Below are 20630 nucleotides of genomic sequence, written 5' to 3'. Positions count from 1 at the left end.
CCTCATTGTTTTAGCTTCGCCTGCCGCTCGCGACGTGCCGCCGGCGCCCAATCGAGCGCGCCGACCCGCCACAGGTAGACAAGACCTGCCAACAGAATTGCAATGAAAATGGTAGCTTCGACCAGACCAGCCCAGCCGCTTTCGCGGACGGACACGGACCAGGCGAAGAGGAAGAGGGCTTCGACGTCGAAGATCACGAAGAGCATCGCGACCAGATAGAATTTTGCCGACAGACGCAGGCGTGCGCTGCCGGTAGGAACGATCCCGGATTCGAAGGGTTCGTTCTTGCTGCGACCAAATGCCTTGCTGCCGAGCAGCGAGGAAACCCCTAGCATGAAGGCCAGCAGCCCGACCACGCCGAGTAGGAAGGCGGCGAGGGCCCAATATTGAGCTGCGAATTCAGCTGGGTTGGGCATGCCGATACTCCTTCCTGCAATTAGCGATGGTCTTGAATTCAGGGCAATTGCCCGACTGCGAGAACCCGGTCGCAAGATAGCGAGCTAAGGGTTCGAGTGATCTGTCCAATTTTATGCCCAAAGCCTCGGGCAAGTAAATTTTTCTAACACAAACAGATGCTTCTAAATCGGACAAAAGCCTTTTGCATTTTCGTCCGGGGCCCGTGTGCAGCCCGCTGCGTGCCACGGCTGGCGCGGCTCAGGCTTTGGTCGTATGGCACTTTTGCGGATCGCGAGAAAGTCTTTCCAGCTCAACTTTGATGATAATTATTATCATTCGCGGTGTCGTTTATCCGTAACTTTACTACATATAGGCGCCGATACTTTTAATTGCCGGCGTAACTCGCCGGGTAATTCTTCCGGATGAACTCCTGGCGGCGCCCCCCTCGATGCGGGTGGCTCAGCGTCGCCGACTGACCCAGGCCCAGCGCATTTCGCAGTGGATGGGTTGCTCGCCGCTGGCATCCGTAACCGTGACCCTGACGTCGATCTCGCCCCGTTCCTGTTCGAGTATGGCCTGGCGCTGCTGCGCGTCCAGCGTCGCCGTGGCGCGCAGGTCGCCGCGTGCGCGGCGCAGGTAGTCCACCTTCAGGCAGGTGATCAGGGGCAGCTTGTCATCCGGCAGGTTCATGCCCAGCACGCAGCCGCTGGCGGATTCGGCGAGCAGCGCCATGGCCGCCGCGTGGACGCCCTTGATGTGGTTCTGCACGCGACGGCGGTTGGCCAGGCTCATGCGTACCTCGGTGGTCGTCATGGAGTGGATGCGTACCCGGGCGGTGCCGGCGAAGTGCACCTGGGAGCCGAACAGGCGGCTGAGCAGCGGTTCGTGCAGGCGCCTGGGCAGGCGCTGGATGAGGCTGGCGGCGAGGGCCAGGCGGTTGCGTGTGGGCATGGCGGTTTCCCGTTGCGTGGAAAGGGAGTCCAGCCTGGCATGGAGCGCTTGCCTGCGACCTTGGCGGTGGCGGGGGAGGTGCCTGGCGCCACGGCCAAGCGGAAAAAGCGAAACCCCGGCCGGGGCCGGGGTTTCGCGGGTGCCTGCCGGCCCCGAGGGGCCGGACGAACCGGTTCTTAGTGGAACTGGTTCATGGTGTTGTCTTTACCCGAGGCTTTCAGAGCGGCTTCGCCAGCGAAGTACTCTTTGTGGTTGTCGCCGATGTCCGAGCCAGCCATGTTCTGGTGCTTGACGCAGGCGATGCCCTGACGCAGTTCCTGACGCTGAACGCCTTTCACGTAGGCCAGCATGCCCTGGTCGGCGAAGTAGCCCTTGGCCAGGTTGTCGGTCGACAGTGCGGCGGTGTGGTAGGTCGGCAGGGTGATCAGGTGGTGGAAGATGCCGGCGTGGGCCGAACCGTCGCGCTGGAAGGTGCGGATCTTCTCGTCGGCAACCTGGGCCAGCTCGGTTTCGTCGTACTCGACGCTCATCAGCTTGGCGCGGTCGTAGGCGGAAACGTCCTTGCCTTCGGCGACGAACGCATCGAACACCTGCTGGCGGAAGTTCAGGGTCCAGTTGAACGACGGGCTGTTGTTGTACACCAGCTTGGCGTTCGGGATGACTTCGCGGATGCGGTCAACCATGCCCTTGATCTGGCCAACGTGCGGCTTCTCGGTTTCGATCCACAGCAGGTCGGCGCCGTTCTGCAGCGAGGTGATGCAGTCCAGGACGCAACGGTCTTCGCCGGTGCCCTTGCGGAACTGGAACAGGTTGGAAGCCAGGCGCTTCGGACGCAGCAGCTTGCCGCCGCGGTTGATCACCACGTCGCCGTTCTGCAGGTCGGCGGCGCTGATCTCGTCGCAGTCCAGGAAGGAGTTGTACTGGTCGCCCAGGTCGCCCGGTTGCTTGGTCACGGCGATCTGCTTGGTCAGGCCGGCACCCAGGGAGTCGGTACGGGCAACGATCACACCATCGTCAACGCCCAGCTCGAGGAAGGCGTAGCGAACGGCGTTGATCTTGGCGAGGAAATCTTCGTGCGGAACGGTCACTTTGCCGTCCTGGTGGCCGCACTGCTTCTCGTCGGAAACCTGGTTCTCGATCTGGATGCAGCAGGCACCGGCCTCGATCATTTTCTTGGCCAGCAGGTAGGTGGCTTCCGGGTTGCCGAAGCCGGCGTCGATGTCGGCGATGATCGGTACGACGTGGGTTTCGTAGCCGTCGATCTGGGCCTGGATCTCGTCCTGCTTGACCTTGTCGCCAGCGGCGCGGGCGGCGTCCAGGGCGGTGAAGAGCAGGTCCAGTTCGCGGGCGTCAGCCTGGCGCAGGAAGGTGTAGAGCTCTTCGATCAGGCCGGAAACGGCGGTCTTCTCGTGCATGGACTGGTCGGGCAGCGGGCCGAAGTCGGAACGCAGCGCGGCAACCATCCAGCCGGACAGGTAGAGGTAGCGCTTGTTGGTGGTCTTCAGGTGCTTCTTGATGGAGATCAGCTTCTGTTGACCGATGAAGCCGTGCCAGCAGCCCAGGGACTGGGTGTAGACGGAGGCGTCGGCGTCGTACTCGGCCATGTCCTTGCGCATGATGGCCGCGGTGTACTTGGCGATGTCCAGGCCAGTCTTGAAGCGGTTCTGGGCGCGCATACGGGCAACCGACTCGGGGTTGATAGCGCTCCAGCTGTTGCCGAACTGCTCTTTCAGGGCGGCTACGGCCTTGATGTCGTTCTGATATGCGGACATGGTCAACAATCCTTCAAAAAATGTGTTGGTTGAGCACCGACTTCCCACGCAAGACCTGTGTAATCGAGGTATTGAAGCGGGTTGCTCGCCGCAGATGGCGAAATGACGGCTGGAAGGAGTGACGCAGAGGGAGAGGGGGATGGCGCGGGCGAACAGGTAGATGATCGCAGCTGTGGCATTCGGGATCGCTTGCCGGCTCGTGGCTGCCGTTGGGCGAGGGCGAATGGCTGCATTCGACCATCTTGCTGATACGTTGATTGCTTCCCCGTCCCTCAGGACAACTTCTTGCCAGTCGCAACCTCGTCATTTCGCCTTATGGGCTGTAACGACACGGACCGGCGCAACGAGTGGGCTGCGGGCTCGATCCGAAGGCTCTATTCAGAGCCCCTGGTTAGCGGGAGCGAGGCCATCATGCCTTTCGAACAAACGTTCGTCAAACGTTTTGTAGTGTTTTTTTTGGACTACTACACGAAGGTCTAACGGAGACTTCACGGTCACATCCGGGCGGCTCAGTCGAGCACCTCGACCTTCACCCGCAGGCTACTGTCGCTGCGACCCTGGGTGCTGTAATTGCGGGTCAGGCCGCCCTGGTCGCTCTGGCTGCTTTCGCTCACGCCACCGACCTCGATCCACTCGCCGACCCGGCCGCTGAGGCGGGTGCTGGCGCTGGCGGTGTCCATGGCGCCGGGGGCGCTGTTGTTGAAGCGGTCGTTGCGGGTGTTCAGGTCGATGTGCACGATGTTGCCGCTGAGGGTGGCGGTCACGTACATGCCGCGGTTGGCGTCGCGGTACTCGGTCTGGCTGTAGACCTGGCCGTAGGGGCCGACGCCGACGTTGTACACCGGCTGGCTCTGGCCGACCTGGATCAGCGCCGGCGAACCCTCGGTGGTCTGGATCTGCTGCACGCCGCCACTGCGGCTGGCGGTGGAGCTGTCGATGATGCGCACCTGGTCGCGGCCGTTGACCTCGCCGCGGCCGCTCTGGATCTCGACGTTGCCGACGCTGGCCGAGCCGTTCACCGAATAGCCGCTGCGGCTGCGCTGGCTGGCGTCGCTGGTGTCGACGCTGATCAGCAGGCGGTGCGGGCGGGTGTCCAGCTGCTCCAGTACCTGTTGCAGCTCGCGGATCTTCGCCGGCTCGGCGTTGACCACCAACTGGTTGCCGTAGGCGCTGACCTTGCCCTCGTTGCCGAGGATCTGCTGCGCCAGCGGCAGGATTTCATCGGTGGTGCGGTAGCTCAACGGCAGAATCTCGGTGCGCGGCGCGGCCTGGGCGGCGACGCTGATGGCGCAGGCGAGGAGCAGGGCGATTCGACGATGGCTCACAGCAGGAAACTCCGCAGGTTCGGGTCGGCGAGGCTGGTGTCCCAGGCCTGGTCGAACTGCGCCTGCAGCTGGCGGACGCGACCCGGGTCGTTGTAGTGGGCGTAGCCGGCGGGCAGCGCGGGTTCGCCGCGCAGCAGCAGGCCATGGCGGTCGGCGAGCAGGTAGGCCTGTTCCAGGCTCGGGTAGTCCGGGTTGAGCAGGCGGATGTGCAGGTTGCTCGACAGTCGCTTGCTGAGGTTCAGCAGGCGATGGCCTTCCTTGACTGGCCGGGCGCTGTCGCGCACGAGGATGCGCAGGCGGTTCTGCGGATGACGCAGCAGCAGGCGGGTGCAGGCTTCCTGGACGCTGCTGTGGTTGTACAGCCAGGCTTCGAGGTCCGGGCTGTACAGGCACAGGCTGCGCGTGGCCTGCTGCATCAGCGCCAGGGCGTGGGCGCGGGCCGCCTCGGGTTCGCCGAAGCGCTGCAGGCCGCTGTCGCCACCGAGCTGGAAGGGCGCCGGCTCCCAGGGTTGGGAGGCGGGCAGGTCGGGCTGCGGGTTGTGCACGGCGAAACGCCCCGGGGACTGGAAGTCGATGGCCGGGAGTTGGCCTTCGTGGTCCGGGGCGTCGTTCATCGCGGCTTCCTCAGGCGCTCTCGCGCACCATGTCGACGTGGGGCAGGCCGGCTTCGAGGAATTCGCCGCTGGCCACCTTGAAGCCTAGCCGCTCGTAGAACGGAATGGCGTAGACCTGGGCGGTGAGCAGCTGGCGCTTGAGCTGGCGACGTTCGGCCTCGTCGATGGCGGCGCGCATCAGCAGGTCGCCGACCTTCAATCCGCGCCAGTCCTTGAGCACCGAGACGCGGCCGATGTGGCCGTCGGGCAGCAGGCGCGCGGTGCCGATCGCGTAGTCGCCTTCGAAGGCGAGGAAGTGCACGGCGTCAGCATCCTCGGCGTCCCATTCCAGTTCCGCCGGCACCGACTGCTCGGCGATGAACACCGCGTCGCGGATGCGTCGCAGGTCGGCATTGTCCTTCTGCCAGTCGGCCAGGCGAACCCTGATCTTGTTACTCATCGGCAAACTCCAAACTGCCCTGTTTGACCAATTCCGCCAACAGCTTACGCCCATCCTCGTCGCCCAGCCACGGGCCGAGGTTGTCGCCGTGCAGGGCGTCGGCAGAGCACACCAGCTTGAGCAGCGGCTCCATGGCTTTGGGCAGCACCACGCTCTGGCCGCTGGAGAACAGCAGCAGGCCGACGTCCACTTCGCTCCACGCCAGGCGCGCGCTGGGGTTGCGCACCAGCACGGCGCCATCGGCGAGGGCCTGTTGCAGGTCGTCGTCGGCGATCTCCTCGCCGGCCACCAGTTCCGGGTAGCGCGGCTCGGTCATGAACTGGCCGAACCAGGTCAGCAGCAGGCGCTCGTCGCTCATGTGTTCCTGCAGCAGGCCCTTCAGGCGGTCGAGGGCGTCGCGCTGGATCTTGTGCTGGTCCTCGCCGCTCTGCACCGCGGCCATGCCGGCGTCGCTGTAGCGCTCTTCGTCGGAAAGGAACTGGGCGAGGAAGTCGGTGAAGTGGGTCAGGACTTCGGCGGCGCTGGGGGCGCGGAAGCCGACCGAATAGGTCATGCACTCGTCCTCGGCGATGCCGTAGTGGGCGATGCGCGGCGGCAGGTAGAGCATGTCGCCGGGTTCCAGCACCCACTCGTCGCTCTGCTGGAAGTCGGCGAGGATGCGCAGGTCGGCGTGCTGCAGCAGCGGGCTGTCGGCGTCGCAGGTCTGGCCGATCTTCCAGCGGCGGCGGCCGTGGCCCTGCAGCAGGAACACGTCGTAGTTGTCGAAGTGCGGGCCCACGCCGCCGCCGGGAGCTGCGTAGCTGATCATCACGTCGTCGATGCGCCAGCTGGGCAGGAACTTGAAGTGTTCCAGCAGTTCGGCGACTTCCGGGACGAACTGGTCGACGGCCTGTACCAGCAGGGTCCAGTCGCGCTCGGGCAGTTCCTTGTAGGTGTCTTCGCTGAACGGGCCGCGGCGCATTTCCCAGGGGGTCTTGCCGTGCTCGAGGACGATGCGCGACTCGACGCTGTCTTCCAGGGACAGGCCGGCCAGCTCGTCGGCCTCCAGCGGGCTTTCGAAGCCGGGTACGGCCTGGCGCACCAGCAGCGGTTTCTTCTGCCAGTAATCGCGGAGGAATTCATCGGCGCTGATGCCGCCCAGAAGCTGAAGAGGGATAGCAGGATTCATATGTAAGTCCTTGAAACAAAAACGCCCGGCACAGCCGGGCGTGCAAAAGTTCAGCGCATGTCAGATGCGCTTGGCCTGGGCGGCGGCGTTGCCGATGTAGTTGGCCGGAGTCAGCTGCTTGAGCTCGGCCTTGGCTTCGGCGGGCATGTCGAGGCCGTCGATGAACACTTGCAGGGCTTCGGCGCTGATGCCTTTGCCACGGGTCAGCTCCTTGAGCTTCTCGTAGGGGTTCTCGATGCCATAGCGACGCATCACGGTCTGTACCGGCTCGGCCAGGACTTCCCAGCAGGCGTCCAGGTCGTCGGCGATGCGCTGGGCGTTGAGCTCCAGCTTGCCGATGCCCTTGAGGCTGGCTTCATAGGCGATGACGCTGTGGGCGAAGCCGACGCCCAGGTTGCGCAGCACGGTGGAGTCGGTCAGGTCGCGTTGCCAGCGGGAGATCGGCAGCTTGCTGGCCAGGTGCTGGAAGATCGCGTTGGCGATGCCCAGGTTGCCTTCGGAGTTCTCGAAGTCGATCGGGTTGACCTTGTGCGGCATGGTCGAGGAGCCGATCTCGCCGGCCACGGTCTTCTGCTTGAAGTAGCCGAGGGAGATGTAGCCCCAGACGTCGCGGTCGAAGTCGATGAGGATGGTGTTGAAGCGGGCGATGGCGTCGAACAGCTCGGCGATGTAGTCGTGCGGCTCGATCTGGGTGGTGTAGGGGTTCCAGGCCAGGCCGAGGTCGTGGACGATGAACTCGCGGGCGTTGGCTTCCCAGTCCACCTGCGGGTAGGCCGACAGGTGCGCGTTGTAGTTGCCCACGGCGCCGTTGATCTTGCCCAGCAGTTCGACCGCGGCGACCTGCTTGATCTGCCGCTCCAGGCGGTAGACCACGTTGGCCAGTTCCTTGCCCAGGGTGGTCGGCGACGCCGGCTGGCCGTGGGTGCGGGAGAGCATCGGAACGTCGGCGAACTTGATTGCCAGCTCGCGGATCGACTCGGCGATCTGGCGCATCAGCGGCAGCAGCACCTGGTCGCGGCCTTCGCGCAGCATCAGGGCGTGGGACAGGTTGTTGATGTCCTCGCTGGTGCAGGCGAAGTGAATGAACTCGCTGACCTTGGCCAGTTCCGGCAGCTTGGCCGCCTGCTCCTTGAGCAGGTATTCCACGGCTTTCACGTCGTGGTTGGTGGTGCGTTCGATTTCCTTGATGCGCTCGGCGTGCTCGAGCTGGAAGTCTTCGGCCAGCTTGTCGAGCAGGGCGTTGGCTTCGCCGGAGAAGGGCGCGACTTCAGGGATGCCGGCGTGCGCCGCGAGGCGCTGCAGCCAGCGGACCTCAACCAGGACGCGGAAACGGATCAGACCGTACTCGCTGAAGATCGGGCGCAGGGCGCTGGTCTTGCTGCCGTAACGGCCGTCGACGGGGGAAACCGCGGTAAGGGAGGAAAGCTGCATGGGGCGTTCTCGTAGCTGTCGGTCAACGAAAAGGGCGCACATCATACACGAAAGGTCGTGCTTTCGCCCGTTCTCGCCGCCGTATGGAAGGCGCCCGGGCGGGCGCCCCGGAAGTCAGTCGCTGCCGCGCAGGATCGGGCGCAGCTCGTTCAGCAGCTTGCGCCGGCCGAACACCATTTGCCAGCGGTTGCCGCCCAGCTGCCGCCACAGGCGCGCCGAGCGGATGCCGGCGAGCAGCAGGGCGCGGATGCGCGAGGCGTTGGCGTTGATCTGCAGGTAGCGCATGTCGCCGTGCACCTGGATGCGCTGGCGGAAGGTGCTGAGGGTGTCCTGGTAGAGCCCGGCGCAGGAGGCGATGACGTTCTCGTGGACCAGGCCGAAGTGCTGCACCTGCTGCTGCACCTGGTCCAGGCGCGAGCCGATCAGGTCGAGCATGTCGTCGCGCTTGGCCAACTGGCGCTCCAGGCCGACCAGCGACAGTGCGTAGCGCAGCGGCTCGCGCTGCAGGCTGTTGGGGTCGCGCTCCAGGGCGCTGGCCAGGGCGCGCAGGCCCTCGCGCAGGTTGTTCAGGTCGCCGCCGTATACGTCCAGGGTGGTCTTCGGATCGCGCACCAGCAAGCTGCCGAGCATGCAGCCCAGCGGCGCTTCCGGGACCTGCCCGGTGCGGGCCAGGCGGTCCACCAGGGCGGCGGCTTCGAAGACGCCGGCGAGGGCGATCAGTTGGTCGCGCCGCTCGCTCATGCGCGCTCCTTCGCGAAGGCCGGTTCGGCCGATTCGATGACACCGCCGCCGAGGCAGACTTCGCCGTCGTAGAAGACCACGGACTGGCCCGGGGTAACGGCGCGCTGCGGTTCGTCGAAGACCGCGCGGTAGCCTTCGGCGGTGCGTTCCAGCACGCAGTCCTGGTCGGCCTGGCGGTAGCGGACCTTGGCGCGCAGGGCGCGCGGCTGGCCCAGCTCGACCGGGTTGACCCAGAAGATGTTCGACGCGTGCAGGGCGCGCGAGAACAGCCAGGGATGGTCGTTGCCCTGGCCGACGACCAGCACGTTGCGCTCCAGGTCCTTCTCCAGCACGTACCAGGGGCTGTCGTCGGCGTTCTTCAGGCCGCCGATGCCCAGGCCCTGGCGCTGGCCGATGGTGTGGTACATCAGGCCGGCGTGGCGGCCGATGACCTGGCCGTCGGTGGTCTCGATGTCGCCCGGCTGGGCCGGCAGGTACTGCTTGAGGAAGTCGCTGAAGCGGCGCTCGCCGATGAAGCAGATGCCGGTGGAGTCCTTCTTCTTCGCCGTCGCCAGGCCGTATTTCTCGGCGATGGCGCGGACTTCCGGTTTCTCCAGCTCGCCCACCGGGAACAGGGTCTTGGCGATCTGCTCGCCGCCCACGGCGTGGAGGAAGTAGCTCTGGTCCTTGTTCGGGTCCAGGCCCTTGAGCAGCTCGGTGCGGCCGTCGATGTCGCGGCGGCGCACGTAGTGGCCGGTGGCGATCAGGTCGGCGCCCAGGGCCAGGGCGTAGTCGAGGAAGGCTTTGAACTTGATCTCGCGGTTGCACAGGATGTCCGGATTCGGCGTGCGCCCGGCCTTGTATTCGGCGAGGAAGTACTCGAAGACGTTGTCCCAGTACTCCGCGGCGAAGTTGGCGGTGTGCAGTTTCACGCCGATGCGGTCGCAGACGGCCTGGGCGTCGGCCAGGTCGGTCATCGCGGTGCAGTATTCGGTGCCGTCGTCCTCTTCCCAGTTCTTCATGAACAGGCCTTCCACCTCATAGCCCTGCTCCTTGAGCAGGAGGGCGGAAACCGAGGAGTCCACGCCGCCGGACATGCCGACGATGACGCGGCCCTTGCCGGGCTGGACGGGGGAGGTGGAGCTGGAATCGGACATGGCGGGCTATCGCAGGATACGGTGCAAAAGCGGGATTCTATCAGGCCGGGGTCGGTGCGGGCAGCTCGGCGTCACGGATCAGCTCCAGCGGGTAGCGGCCGCCGGCCAGGTAGTCGTCGATGCAGCGCGCCACCAGGTGGCTGCGCCAGCTGTCCCGGTGCGCCTGCAGTTCCTCGCGGGTCAGCCAGCGCGGGCCGATGATGCCGGCGTCCAGCGGCAGCTCCGGGCGATGGCGCAGCGGGCGCGCGGCGAAGCAGACGCGCTGGTAGGTGACGCCGTTGCTCGGCGCGGTGTACAGGTAGATGCCGGTGACGGCGGTCAGCTCGACTTCCCAGCCGGTCTCTTCGAGGGTCTCGCGCACGGCGGCCTGCAACAGGCTCTCGTCGGCCTCCAGGTGGCCGGCGGGCTGGTTCAGCACGGTCTTGCCGTGGGAGGTTTCCTCCACCAGCAGGAAGCGGCCCTGGTCCTCGACGACGGTTGCGACTGTGATGTGCGGTTGCCAGCGCATGGGATGGTCCTCCGGGGGAAATGCCCATGATAACCCCGGAAAAACAAAAACCCCGGCACCAGGCCGGGGTTTTCGTCGGTCACGCTAGCGTTCGGCTCAGTTCAGCGAGTCGATCGCGGCGTTGAAGGTGCTGCTGGGGCGCATCACCTGGCTGGTTTTCTCCGGGTTGGAGCGGTAGTAGCCACCGATGTCCACGGCCTTGCCCTGGGCGCCGTTCAGTTCGGCGACGATGGCCGCTTCCTGCTCGGTCAGGGTCTTGGCCAGCGGAGCGAAGTGCGCCTTCAGCGCGGCGTCTTCGTTCTGCGCCGCCAGGGCCTGGGACCAGTACAGCGCCAGGTAGAAGTGGCTGCCGCGGTTGTCGATTTCGCCGACCTTGCGCGCCGGGGACTTGTTGTTGTCCAGCAGCTTGCCGGTGGCTTCGTCGAGGGTCTTGCCCAGGACCTTGGCCTTGGCGTTGTTGGTCTTGATGCCTTCCTCTTCGAGGGAGACGGCCAGGGCCAGGAACTCGCCCAGGGAATCCCAGCGCAGGTAGTTCTCTTCGACCAGTTGCTGCACGTGCTTCGGAGCCGAGCCGCCGGCGCCGGTTTCGTACATGCCGCCACCGGCCATCAGCGGAACGATGGAGAGCATCTTGGCCGAGGTGCCCAGTTCCATGATCGGGAACAGGTCGGTCAGGTAGTCGCGCAGGACGTTGCCGGTCACCGAGATGGTGTCCTGGCCACGGATCATGCGTTCCATGCTGGTGCGGATGGCTTCGTTGTAGCCCTTGATGCTGATGTCCAGGCCGGTCAGGTCGTGGTCCTTCAGGTACAGCTCGACCTTCTTGCGCAGCTCGTTGTCATGGGCGCGTTCCGGGTCCAGCCAGAAGATGGCCGGGGTGTTGGACTGGCGGGCGCGGGTGACGGCCAGCTTGACCCAGTCGCGGATCGGGGCGTCCTTGGTCTGGCAGGCGCGCCAGATGTCGCCGGCTTCGACTTCGTGCTGCATCAGGACCTTGCCGTCGGCGTCGACAACGCGCATCACGCCATCGGCTTCCATTTCGAAGGTCTTGTCGTGGGAGCCGTATTCCTCGGCCTTCTGCGCCATCAGGCCGACGTTCGGTACGCTGCCCATGGTGGTCGGGTCGAACGCGCCGTTGGTTTTGCAGAAGTTGATCATTTCCTGGTAGATGCGGGCGTAGGTGCTTTCCGGCATTACCGCCTTGGTATCTTTCTGCTTGCCGTCCTTGCCCCACATCTGACCCGAGTTGCGGATCATCGCCGGCATGGAGGCGTCGACGATCACGTCGCTGGGGATGTGCAGGTTGGTGATGCCCTTGACCGAGTCGACCATCGCCATTTCCGGACGGTGGCTGTACACCTCGTGGATGTCGTGGAGGATCTCTTCCTGCTGCGAGGCGGGCAGCGACTTGATCTTGTCGTAGACGCTGGAGATGCCGTTGTTCGGGTTCACGCCCAGCTCTTCGAACAGCTGGCCCCACTTGTCGAACACGTCCTTGTAGTAGACGGTGACGGCGTGACCGAAGACGATCGGGTGGGAGATCTTCATCATGGTCGCCTTGACGTGCAGGGACCACATGACGCCGGTTTCCTTGCAGTCCTGCAGGGTCTTCTCGAAGAAGGCGCGCAGTTTGTTGCAGCTCATGAACATGCTGTCGAGGACTTCGCCTTCCTGCATCTTCAGGGTTTTCTTCAGCTCGACCTTGCCGTCCTTGCTGACGAACTCGATGCGCACATCACCGGCCTTCGGAATGGTGACCGACTGCTCGCTGGAGAAGAAGTCGCCGCCACGCATGTAGTCGGCGTGGGAGCGCGAGGCCATGCTCCACTTGCCCATGCTGTGCGGGTGCTTGCGGGCGTAGGCCTTCACGGCGGCCGGGGCGCGGCGGTCGGAGTTGCCTTCGCGCAGGACCGGGTTCACGGCGCTGCCCAGGACCTTGGCGTAGCGGGCGCGGGTGTCTTTCTCGGTGTCGGTCTGCGGGTCTTCCGGGAAGTCCGGGACGGCGTAGCCCAGGGCCTGCAGCTCGGCGATGGCGCCCTTGAGCTGGGGTACCGAGGCGCTGATGTTCGGCAGCTTGATGATGTTGGCGTCCGGCGCGGTGGCCAGCTGGGCCAGGTAGGCCAGGTCGTCTTCGATGGCCTTGTCGCCGAGTTTGTCGGTGAAGGAGGCGAGGATTCGCCCTGCAAGAGAGATGTCGCGGGTTTCGACGTCAATATCGGCGGAAGCGGCGAAGGCCTTGACGATGGGGAGAAGCGAGTAGGTGGCGAGTGCCGGTGCTTCGTCGGTGAAGGTATAGGTGATCTTCGAGCGGTTGGACATCTACTATGACTCTCTTCTTTGCTGGGCGCGCACAGAGTCTCGATACGCCTTGGTGGGCGCTTTCGTCCGGCACGGCAAGAAGTGCCGGCATTCGAGATTTGCCGCGGGGATATAGGGGCGCCAGTAGAGCGTTGTACGGCCGTGTCAGGGTGGCGACAGGGCCGTTGCGAGGGGAGGGGTCTGGTCCCAGACGGCTCGGACCTCGATGACTGTGAAGTCACGGCGCGCAGTATACCACTCTATCGGCGGGGTGACGCATGCGGGGCTTTTAGACTAAGGAATAAGATGTGGTTGCGCCTTGTCTACTGGGCTACCCTCAGAGGCTGCGAAAGGGTTCAACCACAACACGGAGTTCAGCATGGGATACCAGAAGATCCAGGTGCCGGCCGGTGAGCGAATCAGCGTCAACGCCGACCATTCCCTGAATGTACCGAACAATCCGATCATTCCTTATATCGAGGGCGACGGTATCGGCGTGGACATCAGCCCGGTGATGATCGACGTCGTCGACGCCGCCGTGGAGAAGGCCTACAAGGGCCAGCGCAAGATCGCCTGGATGGAGGTCTACGCCGGCGAGAAGGCGACCCAGGTCTACGACCAGGACACCTGGCTGCCCCAGGAAACCCTGGATGCCGTGCGCGACTTCGTGGTGTCCATCAAGGGCCCGCTGACCACCCCGGTCGGTGGCGGCATCCGCTCCCTCAACGTGGCCTTGCGCCAGCAGCTCGACCTCTACGTCTGCCTGCGTCCGGTACGCTGGTTCGAGGGCGTGCCCAGCCCGGTGAAGAAGCCCGGCGACGTGGACATGGTGATCTTCCGCGAGAACTCCGAGGACATCTACGCCGGCGTCGAATGGAAAGCCGGTTCGCCCGAGGCGGAGAAGGTCATCAAGTTCCTCACCGAGGAAATGGGCGTCAAGAAGATCCGCTTCACCGAGAACTGCGGCATCGGCATCAAGCCGGTTTCCCGCGAAGGCACCCAGCGCCTGGTGCGCAAGGCCCTGCAGTACGCCGTGGACAATGACCGCAGCTCGGTCACCCTGGTGCACAAGGGCAACATCATGAAATTCACCGAGGGTGCGTTCAAGGACTGGGGCTATGAGCTGGCCCGCGACGAGTTCGGCGCCGAACTGCTCGACGGCGGCCCGTGGATGCAGTTCAAGAATCCGGCCACCGGCAAGAACATCGTGGTCAAGGACGTGATCGCCGACGCCATGCTGCAGCAGATCCTGCTGCGTCCGGCCGAGTACGACGTGATCGCCACCCTCAACCTCAACGGCGACTACCTGTCCGACGCCCTGGCGGCGGAGGTGGGCGGCATCGGTATCGCGCCGGGGGCGAATCTGTCCGACTCGGTGGCGATGTTCGAGGCGACCCACGGCACCGCGCCCAAGTACGCCGGCCAGGACAAGGTCAACCCCGGCTCGCTGATCCTCTCCGCCGAGATGATGCTGCGCCACATGGGCTGGACCGAGGCTGCCGACCTCATCATAAAAGGCACGAACGGCGCCATTGCCGCGAAGACCGTGACCTACGACTTCGAGCGGTTGATGGATGGCGCCAAGCTGGTTTCCTGCTCGGCGTTCGGCGAGGCGATGATCGCCCATATGTAACGGGCGTGAGACACGAAAAAGGCCGGTTTTCACCGGCCTTTTTCGTTTGCTTCGCCGGAAGTGGCGGGCAGTGGGGATCAGGCTTCCGCGGTGATGCTCTGCACCTCGCTGCTGGGGCTGGCCTGCGCGGTGCCGTTCGGAGCGCTGGCGCCGATCGGCTGGATGTTCACCGCATGCAGACCCTTCGGACCTTGCAGGATCTCGAAGCTGACCGGCTGGCCGGCCTTGAGCGTCTTGTAGCCATCCATCTGGATTGCCGAGTAATGAGCGAACAGGTCCTCATCTCGGCCGTCAGCCAGGATGAATCCATAGCCCTTGGCGTTGTTGAACCACTTGACCTTACCGCTGAGCATGCTGATATCCCTCTGCAAAGGACTCCATCGCTGGAGTATCATCCACTACGATTCCGCTCCAACCCTTGATGTTCAAGGGCTGCAGAACGCCTGATACCCGCTACGGGGTATCCTTTGTTTGTAACACCGTTTTGGGGTTAGTCAAGGCGCTCTCGTCTGCGCTTGAGAATCGGATCAATTATCCCCTCAGGCCTTTAATTCCTTCGTCGCGGACCCATTTATTCCAGCATGCATGCAAGTAGCCAGATTCGACTAACATTCAATCAGGACCGTCCTGACCCCCTCGAAGAGGAGGGGAGCGGGCTTGCGGTCGAAGAATCCAAGCCGGCCCTGAAGCCTCCGCCGATGTACAGGGTCATCATGTTCAACGATGACTACACACCCATGGATTTCGTGGTAGAGGTACTGGAGTCGTACTTCAACATGAACCGCGAGCAGGCAACCAAGGTCATGTTGACAGTGCATACTCAAGGTAAGGCGGTCTGCGGCACGTTCACCCGTGACATTGCCGAGACCAAGGCCATGCAGGTCAATCAGTATGCGAAGGAGAGCCAGCATCCACTGTTGTGTGAGATCGAGAAAGAAAGCTGATGCGGATGTTTGGAGCGAGGTGAAGTCATGTTGAATCGAGAGCTCGAAGTCACCCTCAATCTCGCCTTCAAGGAAGCGCGGGCAAAACGGCATGAGTTCATGACCGTCGAGCACCTGCTGCTGGCGCTCCTGGACAACGAGGCGGCGGCTACCGTGCTGCGCGCCTGCGGGGCGAACCTGGACAAGCTGCGTCGCGACCTGCAGGAATTCATCGATTCCACGACGCCGCTGATTCCGCAGCACGACGAGGATCGCGAGACCCAGCCGACCCTGGGCTTCCAGCGCGTATTGCAGCGCGCGGTATTCCACGTGCAGAGCTCGGGCAAGCGCGAAGTGACCGGCGCCAACGTGCTGGTGGCGATCTTCAGCGAGCAGGAGAGCCAGGCGGTGTTCCTGCTCAAGCAGCAGAGCGTCGCCCGCATCGACGTGGTGAATTACATCGCCCACGGCATCTCCAAGGTGCCGGGGCACGCCGAGCACCAGGAAAGCGAGCAGGAAATGCAGGACGAGGAGGGCGGCGAGTCCTCCACTTCCAGTCATCCGCTGGACGCCTACGCCAGCAACCTGAACGACCTGGCGCGCCAGGGGCGCATCGACCCGTTGGTCGGCCGCGAGGCGGAGGTCGAGCGCGTGGCGCAGATCCTCGCCCGGCGGCGCAAGAACAACCCGCTGCTGGTCGGTGAGGCCGGCGTCGGCAAGACCGCCATCGCCGAAGGCCTGGCCAAGCGCATCGTCGACGGCCAGGTGCCGGATCTGCTGGCTGACAGTGTCGTCTACTCGCTGGACCTTGGCGCGCTGCTGGCCGGCACCAAGTACCGCGGCGATTTCGAGAAGCGCTTCAAGGCGCTGCTCAACGAGCTGCGCAAGCGCCCGCACGCGGTGCTGTTCATTGACGAGATCCACACCATCATCGGCGCCGGCGCGGCGTCCGGCGGGGTGATGGATGCCTCCAACCTGCTCAAGCCGCTGCTCTCCTCCGGGGAAATCCGCTGCATCGGCTCGACCACCTTCCAGGAATTCCGCGGCATCTTCGAGAAGGATCGCGCGCTGGCGCGGCGCTTCCAGAAGGTCGACGTCACCGAGCCTTCGGTGGAAGACACCGTGGGCATCCTCAAGGGGCTCAAGCCGCGCTTCGAGCAGCATCACCATATCGAGTACAGCGACGAGGCCCTGCGAGCGGCGGCCGAACTGGCGGCGCGCTACATCAATGATCGGCACATGCCGGACAAGGCCATCGACGTCATCGACGAAGCCGGTGCCTACCAGCGCCTGCAGCCGGAAGAGAAGCGCGTGAAGCGCATCGAGGTGCAGCAGGTCGAGGACATAGTCGCGAAGATCGCGCGGATTCCGCCGAAACACGTCAGCAGCTCGGACAAGGAGCTGCTGCGCAACCTGGAGCGCGACCTCAAGCTCACGGTGTTCGGCCAGGACGCGGCGATCGAGTCGCTGTCCACCGCCATCAAGCTGTCCCGTGCCGGGCTCAAGTCGCCGGACAAGCCGGTCGGCTCCTTCCTCTTCGCCGGCCCCACCGGTGTGGGCAAGACCGAGGTGGCGCGCCAGCTGGCCAAGGCGCTGGGCGTCGAGCTGGTACGCTTCGACATGTCCGAGTACATGGAGCGGCATACCGTGTCGCGGCTGATCGGCGCCCCTCCGGGCTACGTCGGCTTCGACCAGGGTGGCCTGCTCACCGAGGCGATCACCAAGACCCCGCACTGCGTGTTGCTGCTGGACGAGATCGAGAAGGCCCACCCGGAAGTCTTCAACCTGCTGCTGCAGGTGATGGACCACGGCACCCTGACCGACAACAACGGGCGCAAGGCGGACTTCCGCAACGTCATCGTGATCATGACCACCAACGCCGGTGCGGAAACCGCGGCGCGGGCCTCCATCGGCTTCAGCCAGCAGGATCACACCAGCGACGCCATGGAAGTGATCAAGAAGAGCTTCACTCCGGAGTTCCGCAACCGCCTGGATACCATCATCCAGTTCGGCCGCCTGAGTCACGACACCATCAAGAGCGTGGTCGACAAGTTCCTCACCGAGCTGCAGGCGCAGCTGGAGGACAAGCGCGTTCAGCTCGAGGTCAGCGACACGGCGCGCAACTGGCTGGCGGAGAAGGGCTACGACCCGCAGATGGGCGCGCGTCCCATGGCGCGGCTGATCCAGGACAAGATCAAGCGGCCGCTGGCCGAGCAGATCCTGTTCGGCGAGCTGGCCGAGCACGGCGGTGTCGCCCATGTCGATCTCAAGGACGGCGAGCTGGTCTTCGAGTTCGAGGTGGTCACTGCGGAGCCGGCCTGACGGTCGGCCTCGCGGCAGAAACGCAAACGCCCGGCTATGCCGGGCGTTTTGCTATTCGTCCGGGCCTGGGCCCGGTTTCACCTTGCGCTATCAGCGAGCGCGGTAGGTGATGCGACCCTTGCTCAGGTCGTAGGGAGTCAGTTCGACGCGAACCTTGTCGCCGGTCAGGATGCGGATGTAGTTCTTGCGCATCTTGCCGGAGATGTGCGCGGTAACGACGTGCCCGTTCTCCAACTCCACGCGGAACATGGTGTTGGGCAGGGTGTCGACGACAGTGCCTTCCATTTCGAAGCTGTCTTCTTTCGACATGCAGTAGAACCCTCGGTGTCTATGAATGGCCTGGGTGGCCTGAAAAAAGGCGAGTATTGTGCCTGAAATCCGCGGCGTGCGCCAGAAGTCGAGCGTAGCCCTCAGTTCAGCGCTACCCAGCGCTGGTTGACGAAGAGCTCGATGGGACGGTACTGGGTCTTGTAGTTCATCTTCCGGCAATTCTTGATCCAGTAGCCGAGGTACACGGCGTACAGGCCCAGGCGTTCGGTCTCGGCGATCTGCCAGAGAATGGCGTAGCGGCCGAGGCTGCGGCGTTCCTCGTCGGGGTCGTAGAAGGTGTAGACCGCCGACAGGCCGTTGGGCAGCACGTCGGTCACCGCCACCGCCAGCAGGCGGCCCTGCAGGCGGAACTCGTAGAAGCAGCTGAACGGCAGGTCGCGCACCAGGAAGGTGCTGAACTGGTCGCGGCTGGGCGGGTACATGTCGCCGTCCGCGTGGCGCTGCTCGATGTAGCGCATGTACAGCGCGTAGTACTCCTCGGTGAAGGCCGGGCGGCGCTTGAGTACCTTGAGGTCGGCGTTGCGCTTGATGATGCGCTTCTGCTGGCGGCTGGGCTGGAAGCCCTCGGCCGGGATTCGCGCCGGGATGCACGCGGTGCAGTGCTGGCAATGCGGACGATAGAGGTGCTCGCCGCTGCGGCGGAAGCCGACTTCCGAAAGCGAGGCGTACAGCTGCGCGTCCATGGGCTGGCTGGGATCGAGGAACAGGGTGGTGGCCTGCTCCTCGGGCAGATAGCTGCACGGATGCGGTTGCGTCGCGTAGAACTTCAGTCGGGCCAGTTCGGTCATGATCAACCCCCGCGATAACCCTCCGGCAAGTTTATGTCAGTCCGCGCGAGTCCGCTTGCGAACGCCAGTCGCAGAGCGGCGTTTCGTCGAGATGACGGCGCAGGTAGGTGGCGAACTCGGCCCGGCTGATGGCGCGGGCGCCGAAGCTGTGCAGGTGTTGCGTGGGCATCTGGCAGTCGATCAATACGAAGCCGGCGGCGCGCAGGCGTTGCACCAGGGTGACGAACGCGACCTTGGAGGCGTTGTCGGCGCGGCTGAACATGGACTCGCCGAAGAACAGCCGGCCCATGGCCAGGCCGTAGAGGCCGCCGACCAGTTCGTCACCGTCCCAGGTTTCCACCGAGTGGGCGACGCCCTGGTCGTGCAGCTGGCGATAGGCGTCCTGCATCGGCTGGGTGATCCAGGTGCCGTCGGCGTAGTCGCGTGGCGCGGCGCAGGCGGCGATGACGCGATCGAAGGCCTGATCGAAGGTCACCCGGTAGCGGCCCTGGCGCAGGCACTTGGCCAGGCTGCGGGAAACGTGCAGTTCGTCGGGAAACAGGACGGTGCGCGGGTCCGGCGACCACCAGAGGATCGGCTGGCCGTCCTGGTACCAGGGGAAGCAGCCGTGGCGGTAGGCGGCGACCAGGCGGCGCGGGTCGAGGTCGCCGCCGGCGGCGAGCAACCCGTTGGGGTCGCGCAGGGCCTTGTCCAGCGGCGGGAAGTCGAAGTTGCGGCGGGAAAGCCAGTTGAGCATGGCGGGGTAGGGGAGGGCGGGGCCCTCCCCGGGCCTGTCAGTGGGCGTCGTCGAGGAATTTCTCGGCGTCCAGCGCGGCCATGCAGCCGGCGCCGGCCGAGGTGATGGCCTGGCGGTAGACGTGGTCGGCCACGTCGCCGGCGGCGTACACGCCCTCGATGCTGGTGGCGGTGGCATTGCCTTCGCCGCCGCCCTTGACCACCAGGTAGCCGTCACGCATTTCCAGCTGGCCGGTGAACAGGTCGGTGTTGGGCTTGTGGCCGATGGCGATGAACACGCCGGCCAGGTCCAGCTGGCGGGTTTCGCCGCTGTTGGCGTCCTTCAGGCGCACGCCGACCACGCCCATGTTGTCGCCCAGGACTTCGTCCAGGGTGGTGTTCCAGTGCAGGCGCACGTTGCCGTTCTTGGCCTTTTCGAACAGTTTGTCCTGGAGGATCTTCTCCGAGCGCAGCTTGTCGCGGCGGTGGATCAGGTGGACTTCCTTGGCGATGTTCGACAGGTACAGCGCTTCCTCGACCGCGGTGTTGCCGCCGCCGACCACGCAGACCACCTGGTTGCGATAGAAGAAGCCGTCGCAGGTGGCGCAGGCGGAAACACCCTTGCCCATGAAGGCTTCTTCGGAGGGCATGCCCAGGTATTGCGCGGAGGCGCCGGTGGCGATGATCAGCGCGTCGCAGGTGTAGGTGCCGCTGTCGCCCTTGAGGGTGAACGGCTTGCTCTGCAACTCGGCGGTGTGGATGTGGTCGTAGACGATCTCGGTGTCGAAACGCTTGGCGTGCTGTTCCATGCGCTCCATCAGGGCCGGGCCGGTCAGACCTTCAACGTCGCCCGGCCAGTTGTCCACTTCGGTGGTGGTGGTGAGCTGGCCGCCGGGCTGGATGCCGGTGATGACAACAGGCTTGAGGTTGGCGCGCGCGGCGTAGACGGCGGCGGTGTAACCCGCCGGGCCGGAGCCCAGGATGATCAGGCGCGAATGCTTGACTTCACTCATAAAAAGACTCCATAAGCCTTTGTCACGTAAGAGAATGCATGCTCCAATTGAGCTGCCGTGAAACCTTGGTGGGCTATGCTACACCGAACCTGGAAAAGGCGGCAAAAGGCGCTGTGGCGGGCCCTGTG

General features: G+C 64.6%; 20 protein-coding genes. 3 read left to right on the top strand and 17 right to left on the bottom strand.

Annotated elements, in window-relative coordinates; translation table 11 throughout:
* Positions 1–2: 2 nt before the first annotated feature.
* The 12 genes from P3W75_RS27280 to P3W75_RS27225 all read right to left on the bottom strand — a co-directional run bounded on the left by P3W75_RS27280 (position 3) and on the right by P3W75_RS27225 (position 12800).
* Entirely contained in the window at positions 3–416 is a 414-nt protein-coding gene (locus P3W75_RS27280; protein ID WP_276230434.1) for an NADH-quinone oxidoreductase subunit A, read from the bottom strand.
* A 439-nt stretch (positions 417–855) separates the two neighbouring features.
* On the bottom strand, positions 856–1347 hold the full coding sequence (locus P3W75_RS27275) for a DUF4442 domain-containing protein (protein WP_276230433.1): 492 nt from the start codon (positions 1345–1347) through the stop codon (positions 856–858).
* Positions 1348–1523: 176 nt separating this feature from the next.
* Positions 1524–3119, bottom strand: a complete 1596-nt coding sequence (locus P3W75_RS27270) for an isocitrate lyase (protein WP_276230432.1) — start codon at positions 3117–3119, stop codon at positions 1524–1526.
* Between the two features lie 509 nt (positions 3120–3628).
* Positions 3629–4444 carry a secretin N-terminal domain-containing protein gene (locus P3W75_RS27265; protein WP_276230431.1) on the bottom strand — a complete coding sequence of 272 codons (816 nt, stop codon included), beginning with the start codon at positions 4442–4444 and terminating at the stop codon, positions 3629–3631.
* On the bottom strand, positions 4441–5058 hold the full coding sequence (locus P3W75_RS27260) for a histone acetyltransferase HPA2 (protein ID WP_276230430.1): 618 nt from the start codon (positions 5056–5058) through the stop codon (positions 4441–4443). The genes P3W75_RS27265 and P3W75_RS27260 overlap by 4 nt, the downstream gene beginning before the upstream one ends.
* Positions 5059–5068: 10 nt before the next feature.
* Entirely contained in the window at positions 5069–5497 is a 429-nt protein-coding gene (locus P3W75_RS27255) for a GNAT family N-acetyltransferase (RefSeq protein ID WP_276230429.1), read from the bottom strand.
* Positions 5490–6665 (bottom strand): cupin domain-containing protein, encoded by a 1176-nt coding sequence (locus P3W75_RS27250; RefSeq protein WP_276230428.1) that lies wholly within the window; start codon positions 6663–6665, stop codon positions 5490–5492. Before P3W75_RS27250 ends, P3W75_RS27255 begins: the two co-directional genes overlap by 8 nt.
* Before the next feature lie 60 nt (positions 6666–6725).
* Positions 6726–8096: an adenylosuccinate lyase gene (gene purB, locus P3W75_RS27245; RefSeq protein ID WP_276230427.1), complete on the bottom strand. Its 1371-nt coding sequence runs from the start codon at positions 8094–8096 to the stop codon at positions 6726–6728.
* A 114-nt stretch (positions 8097–8210) separates the two neighbouring features.
* On the bottom strand, positions 8211–8837 hold the full coding sequence (gene hflD, locus P3W75_RS27240) for a high frequency lysogenization protein HflD (protein WP_276230426.1): 627 nt from the start codon (positions 8835–8837) through the stop codon (positions 8211–8213).
* A complete protein-coding gene (gene mnmA / locus P3W75_RS27235; protein WP_276230425.1) occupies positions 8834–9973 on the bottom strand; it encodes a tRNA 2-thiouridine(34) synthase MnmA in 1140 nt (379 codons plus the stop codon). Before mnmA ends, hflD begins: the two co-directional genes overlap by 4 nt.
* A 40-nt stretch (positions 9974–10013) precedes the next feature.
* On the bottom strand, positions 10014–10481 hold the full coding sequence (locus P3W75_RS27230; protein ID WP_276230424.1) for an NUDIX hydrolase: 468 nt from the start codon (positions 10479–10481) through the stop codon (positions 10014–10016).
* A gap of 96 nt (positions 10482–10577) precedes the next feature.
* Positions 10578–12800 carry an NADP-dependent isocitrate dehydrogenase gene (locus P3W75_RS27225; RefSeq protein ID WP_276230423.1) on the bottom strand — a complete coding sequence of 741 codons (2223 nt, stop codon included), beginning with the start codon at positions 12798–12800 and terminating at the stop codon, positions 10578–10580.
* 358 nt (positions 12801–13158) lie between these two features.
* On the opposite strand from P3W75_RS27225, the gene icd reads away from it, so the two are divergent.
* Positions 13159–14412, top strand: a complete 1254-nt coding sequence (gene icd, locus P3W75_RS27220) for an NADP-dependent isocitrate dehydrogenase (protein WP_276230422.1) — start codon at positions 13159–13161, stop codon at positions 14410–14412.
* A 77-nt stretch (positions 14413–14489) separates the two neighbouring features.
* Here icd and cspD read toward each other — a convergent pair whose 3' ends face one another.
* The gene (cspD, locus tag P3W75_RS27215; protein WP_276230421.1) at positions 14490–14765 is read right to left on the bottom strand and encodes a cold shock domain-containing protein CspD; all 276 of its coding nucleotides are present in this window, start codon (positions 14763–14765) and stop codon (positions 14490–14492) included.
* 228 nt (positions 14766–14993) lie between these two features.
* Between cspD and clpS the strand changes: the two genes are divergently transcribed.
* A complete protein-coding gene (gene clpS / locus P3W75_RS27210; protein WP_276230420.1) occupies positions 14994–15356 on the top strand; it encodes an ATP-dependent Clp protease adapter ClpS in 363 nt (120 codons plus the stop codon).
* Positions 15357–15383: 27 nt separating this feature from the next.
* A complete protein-coding gene (clpA, locus tag P3W75_RS27205; RefSeq protein ID WP_276230419.1) occupies positions 15384–17657 on the top strand; it encodes an ATP-dependent Clp protease ATP-binding subunit ClpA in 2274 nt (757 codons plus the stop codon).
* Positions 17658–17747: 90 nt separating this feature from the next.
* Here clpA and infA read toward each other — a convergent pair whose 3' ends face one another.
* The 4 genes from infA to trxB form a co-directional block, all read right to left on the bottom strand.
* Complete coding sequence (infA, locus tag P3W75_RS27200) at positions 17748–17966, bottom strand: translation initiation factor IF-1 (protein WP_002553999.1); 219 nt, start codon at positions 17964–17966, stop codon at positions 17748–17750.
* Positions 17967–18067: 101 nt separating this feature from the next.
* On the bottom strand, positions 18068–18775 hold the full coding sequence (locus tag P3W75_RS27195; protein ID WP_276230418.1) for an arginyltransferase: 708 nt from the start codon (positions 18773–18775) through the stop codon (positions 18068–18070).
* Positions 18776–18806: 31 nt separating this feature from the next.
* Entirely contained in the window at positions 18807–19511 is a 705-nt protein-coding gene (gene aat / locus P3W75_RS27190; protein ID WP_276230417.1) for a leucyl/phenylalanyl-tRNA--protein transferase, read from the bottom strand.
* A 37-nt stretch (positions 19512–19548) separates the two neighbouring features.
* Positions 19549–20502, bottom strand: a complete 954-nt coding sequence (trxB, locus tag P3W75_RS27185) for a thioredoxin-disulfide reductase (protein WP_276230416.1) — start codon at positions 20500–20502, stop codon at positions 19549–19551.
* Positions 20503–20630 lie beyond the last annotated feature (128 nt).

Source organism: Pseudomonas citronellolis (assembly GCF_029335315.1).
In the GTDB taxonomy this organism is placed as follows: domain Bacteria; phylum Pseudomonadota; class Gammaproteobacteria; order Pseudomonadales; family Pseudomonadaceae; genus Pseudomonas; species Pseudomonas citronellolis_A.
Note: the sequence above shows the minus strand (reverse complement) of the source record. Positions and strands in the feature narration are given on the sequence as shown.

What these genes read in the sequence shown, in the direction of transcription:
- P3W75_RS27280 (WP_276230434.1), bottom strand. Translation starts at nt 416, where the DNA reads ATGCCCAACCCAGCTGAATTCGCAGCTCAATATTGGGCCCTCGCCGCC.
- P3W75_RS27275 (WP_276230433.1), bottom strand. Translation starts at nt 1,347, where the DNA reads ATGCCCACACGCAACCGCCTGGCCCTCGCCGCCAGCCTCATCCAGCGC.
- P3W75_RS27270 (WP_276230432.1), bottom strand. Translation starts at nt 3,119, where the DNA reads ATGTCCGCATATCAGAACGACATCAAGGCCGTAGCCGCCCTGAAAGAG.
- P3W75_RS27260 (WP_276230430.1), bottom strand. Translation starts at nt 5,058, where the DNA reads ATGAACGACGCCCCGGACCACGAAGGCCAACTCCCGGCCATCGACTTC.
- P3W75_RS27255 (WP_276230429.1), bottom strand. Translation starts at nt 5,497, where the DNA reads ATGAGTAACAAGATCAGGGTTCGCCTGGCCGACTGGCAGAAGGACAAT.
- P3W75_RS27250 (WP_276230428.1), bottom strand. Translation starts at nt 6,665, where the DNA reads ATGAATCCTGCTATCCCTCTTCAGCTTCTGGGCGGCATCAGCGCCGAT.
- purB (WP_276230427.1), bottom strand. Translation starts at nt 8,096, where the DNA reads ATGCAGCTTTCCTCCCTTACCGCGGTTTCCCCCGTCGACGGCCGTTAC.
- hflD (WP_276230426.1), bottom strand. Translation starts at nt 8,837, where the DNA reads ATGAGCGAGCGGCGCGACCAACTGATCGCCCTCGCCGGCGTCTTCGAA.
- mnmA (WP_276230425.1), bottom strand. Translation starts at nt 9,973, where the DNA reads ATGTCCGATTCCAGCTCCACCTCCCCCGTCCAGCCCGGCAAGGGCCGC.
- P3W75_RS27230 (WP_276230424.1), bottom strand. Translation starts at nt 10,481, where the DNA reads ATGCGCTGGCAACCGCACATCACAGTCGCAACCGTCGTCGAGGACCAG.
- P3W75_RS27225 (WP_276230423.1), bottom strand. Translation starts at nt 12,800, where the DNA reads ATGTCCAACCGCTCGAAGATCACCTATACCTTCACCGACGAAGCACCG.
- icd (WP_276230422.1), top strand. Translation starts at nt 13,159, where the DNA reads ATGGGATACCAGAAGATCCAGGTGCCGGCCGGTGAGCGAATCAGCGTC.
- cspD (WP_276230421.1), bottom strand. Translation starts at nt 14,765, where the DNA reads ATGCTCAGCGGTAAGGTCAAGTGGTTCAACAACGCCAAGGGCTATGGA.
- clpS (WP_276230420.1), top strand. Translation starts at nt 14,994, where the DNA reads ATGCATGCAAGTAGCCAGATTCGACTAACATTCAATCAGGACCGTCCT.
- clpA (WP_276230419.1), top strand. Translation starts at nt 15,384, where the DNA reads ATGTTGAATCGAGAGCTCGAAGTCACCCTCAATCTCGCCTTCAAGGAA.
- infA (WP_002553999.1), bottom strand. Translation starts at nt 17,966, where the DNA reads ATGTCGAAAGAAGACAGCTTCGAAATGGAAGGCACTGTCGTCGACACC.
- P3W75_RS27195 (WP_276230418.1), bottom strand. Translation starts at nt 18,775, where the DNA reads ATGACCGAACTGGCCCGACTGAAGTTCTACGCGACGCAACCGCATCCG.
- aat (WP_276230417.1), bottom strand. Translation starts at nt 19,511, where the DNA reads ATGCTCAACTGGCTTTCCCGCCGCAACTTCGACTTCCCGCCGCTGGAC.
- trxB (WP_276230416.1), bottom strand. Translation starts at nt 20,502, where the DNA reads ATGAGTGAAGTCAAGCATTCGCGCCTGATCATCCTGGGCTCCGGCCCG.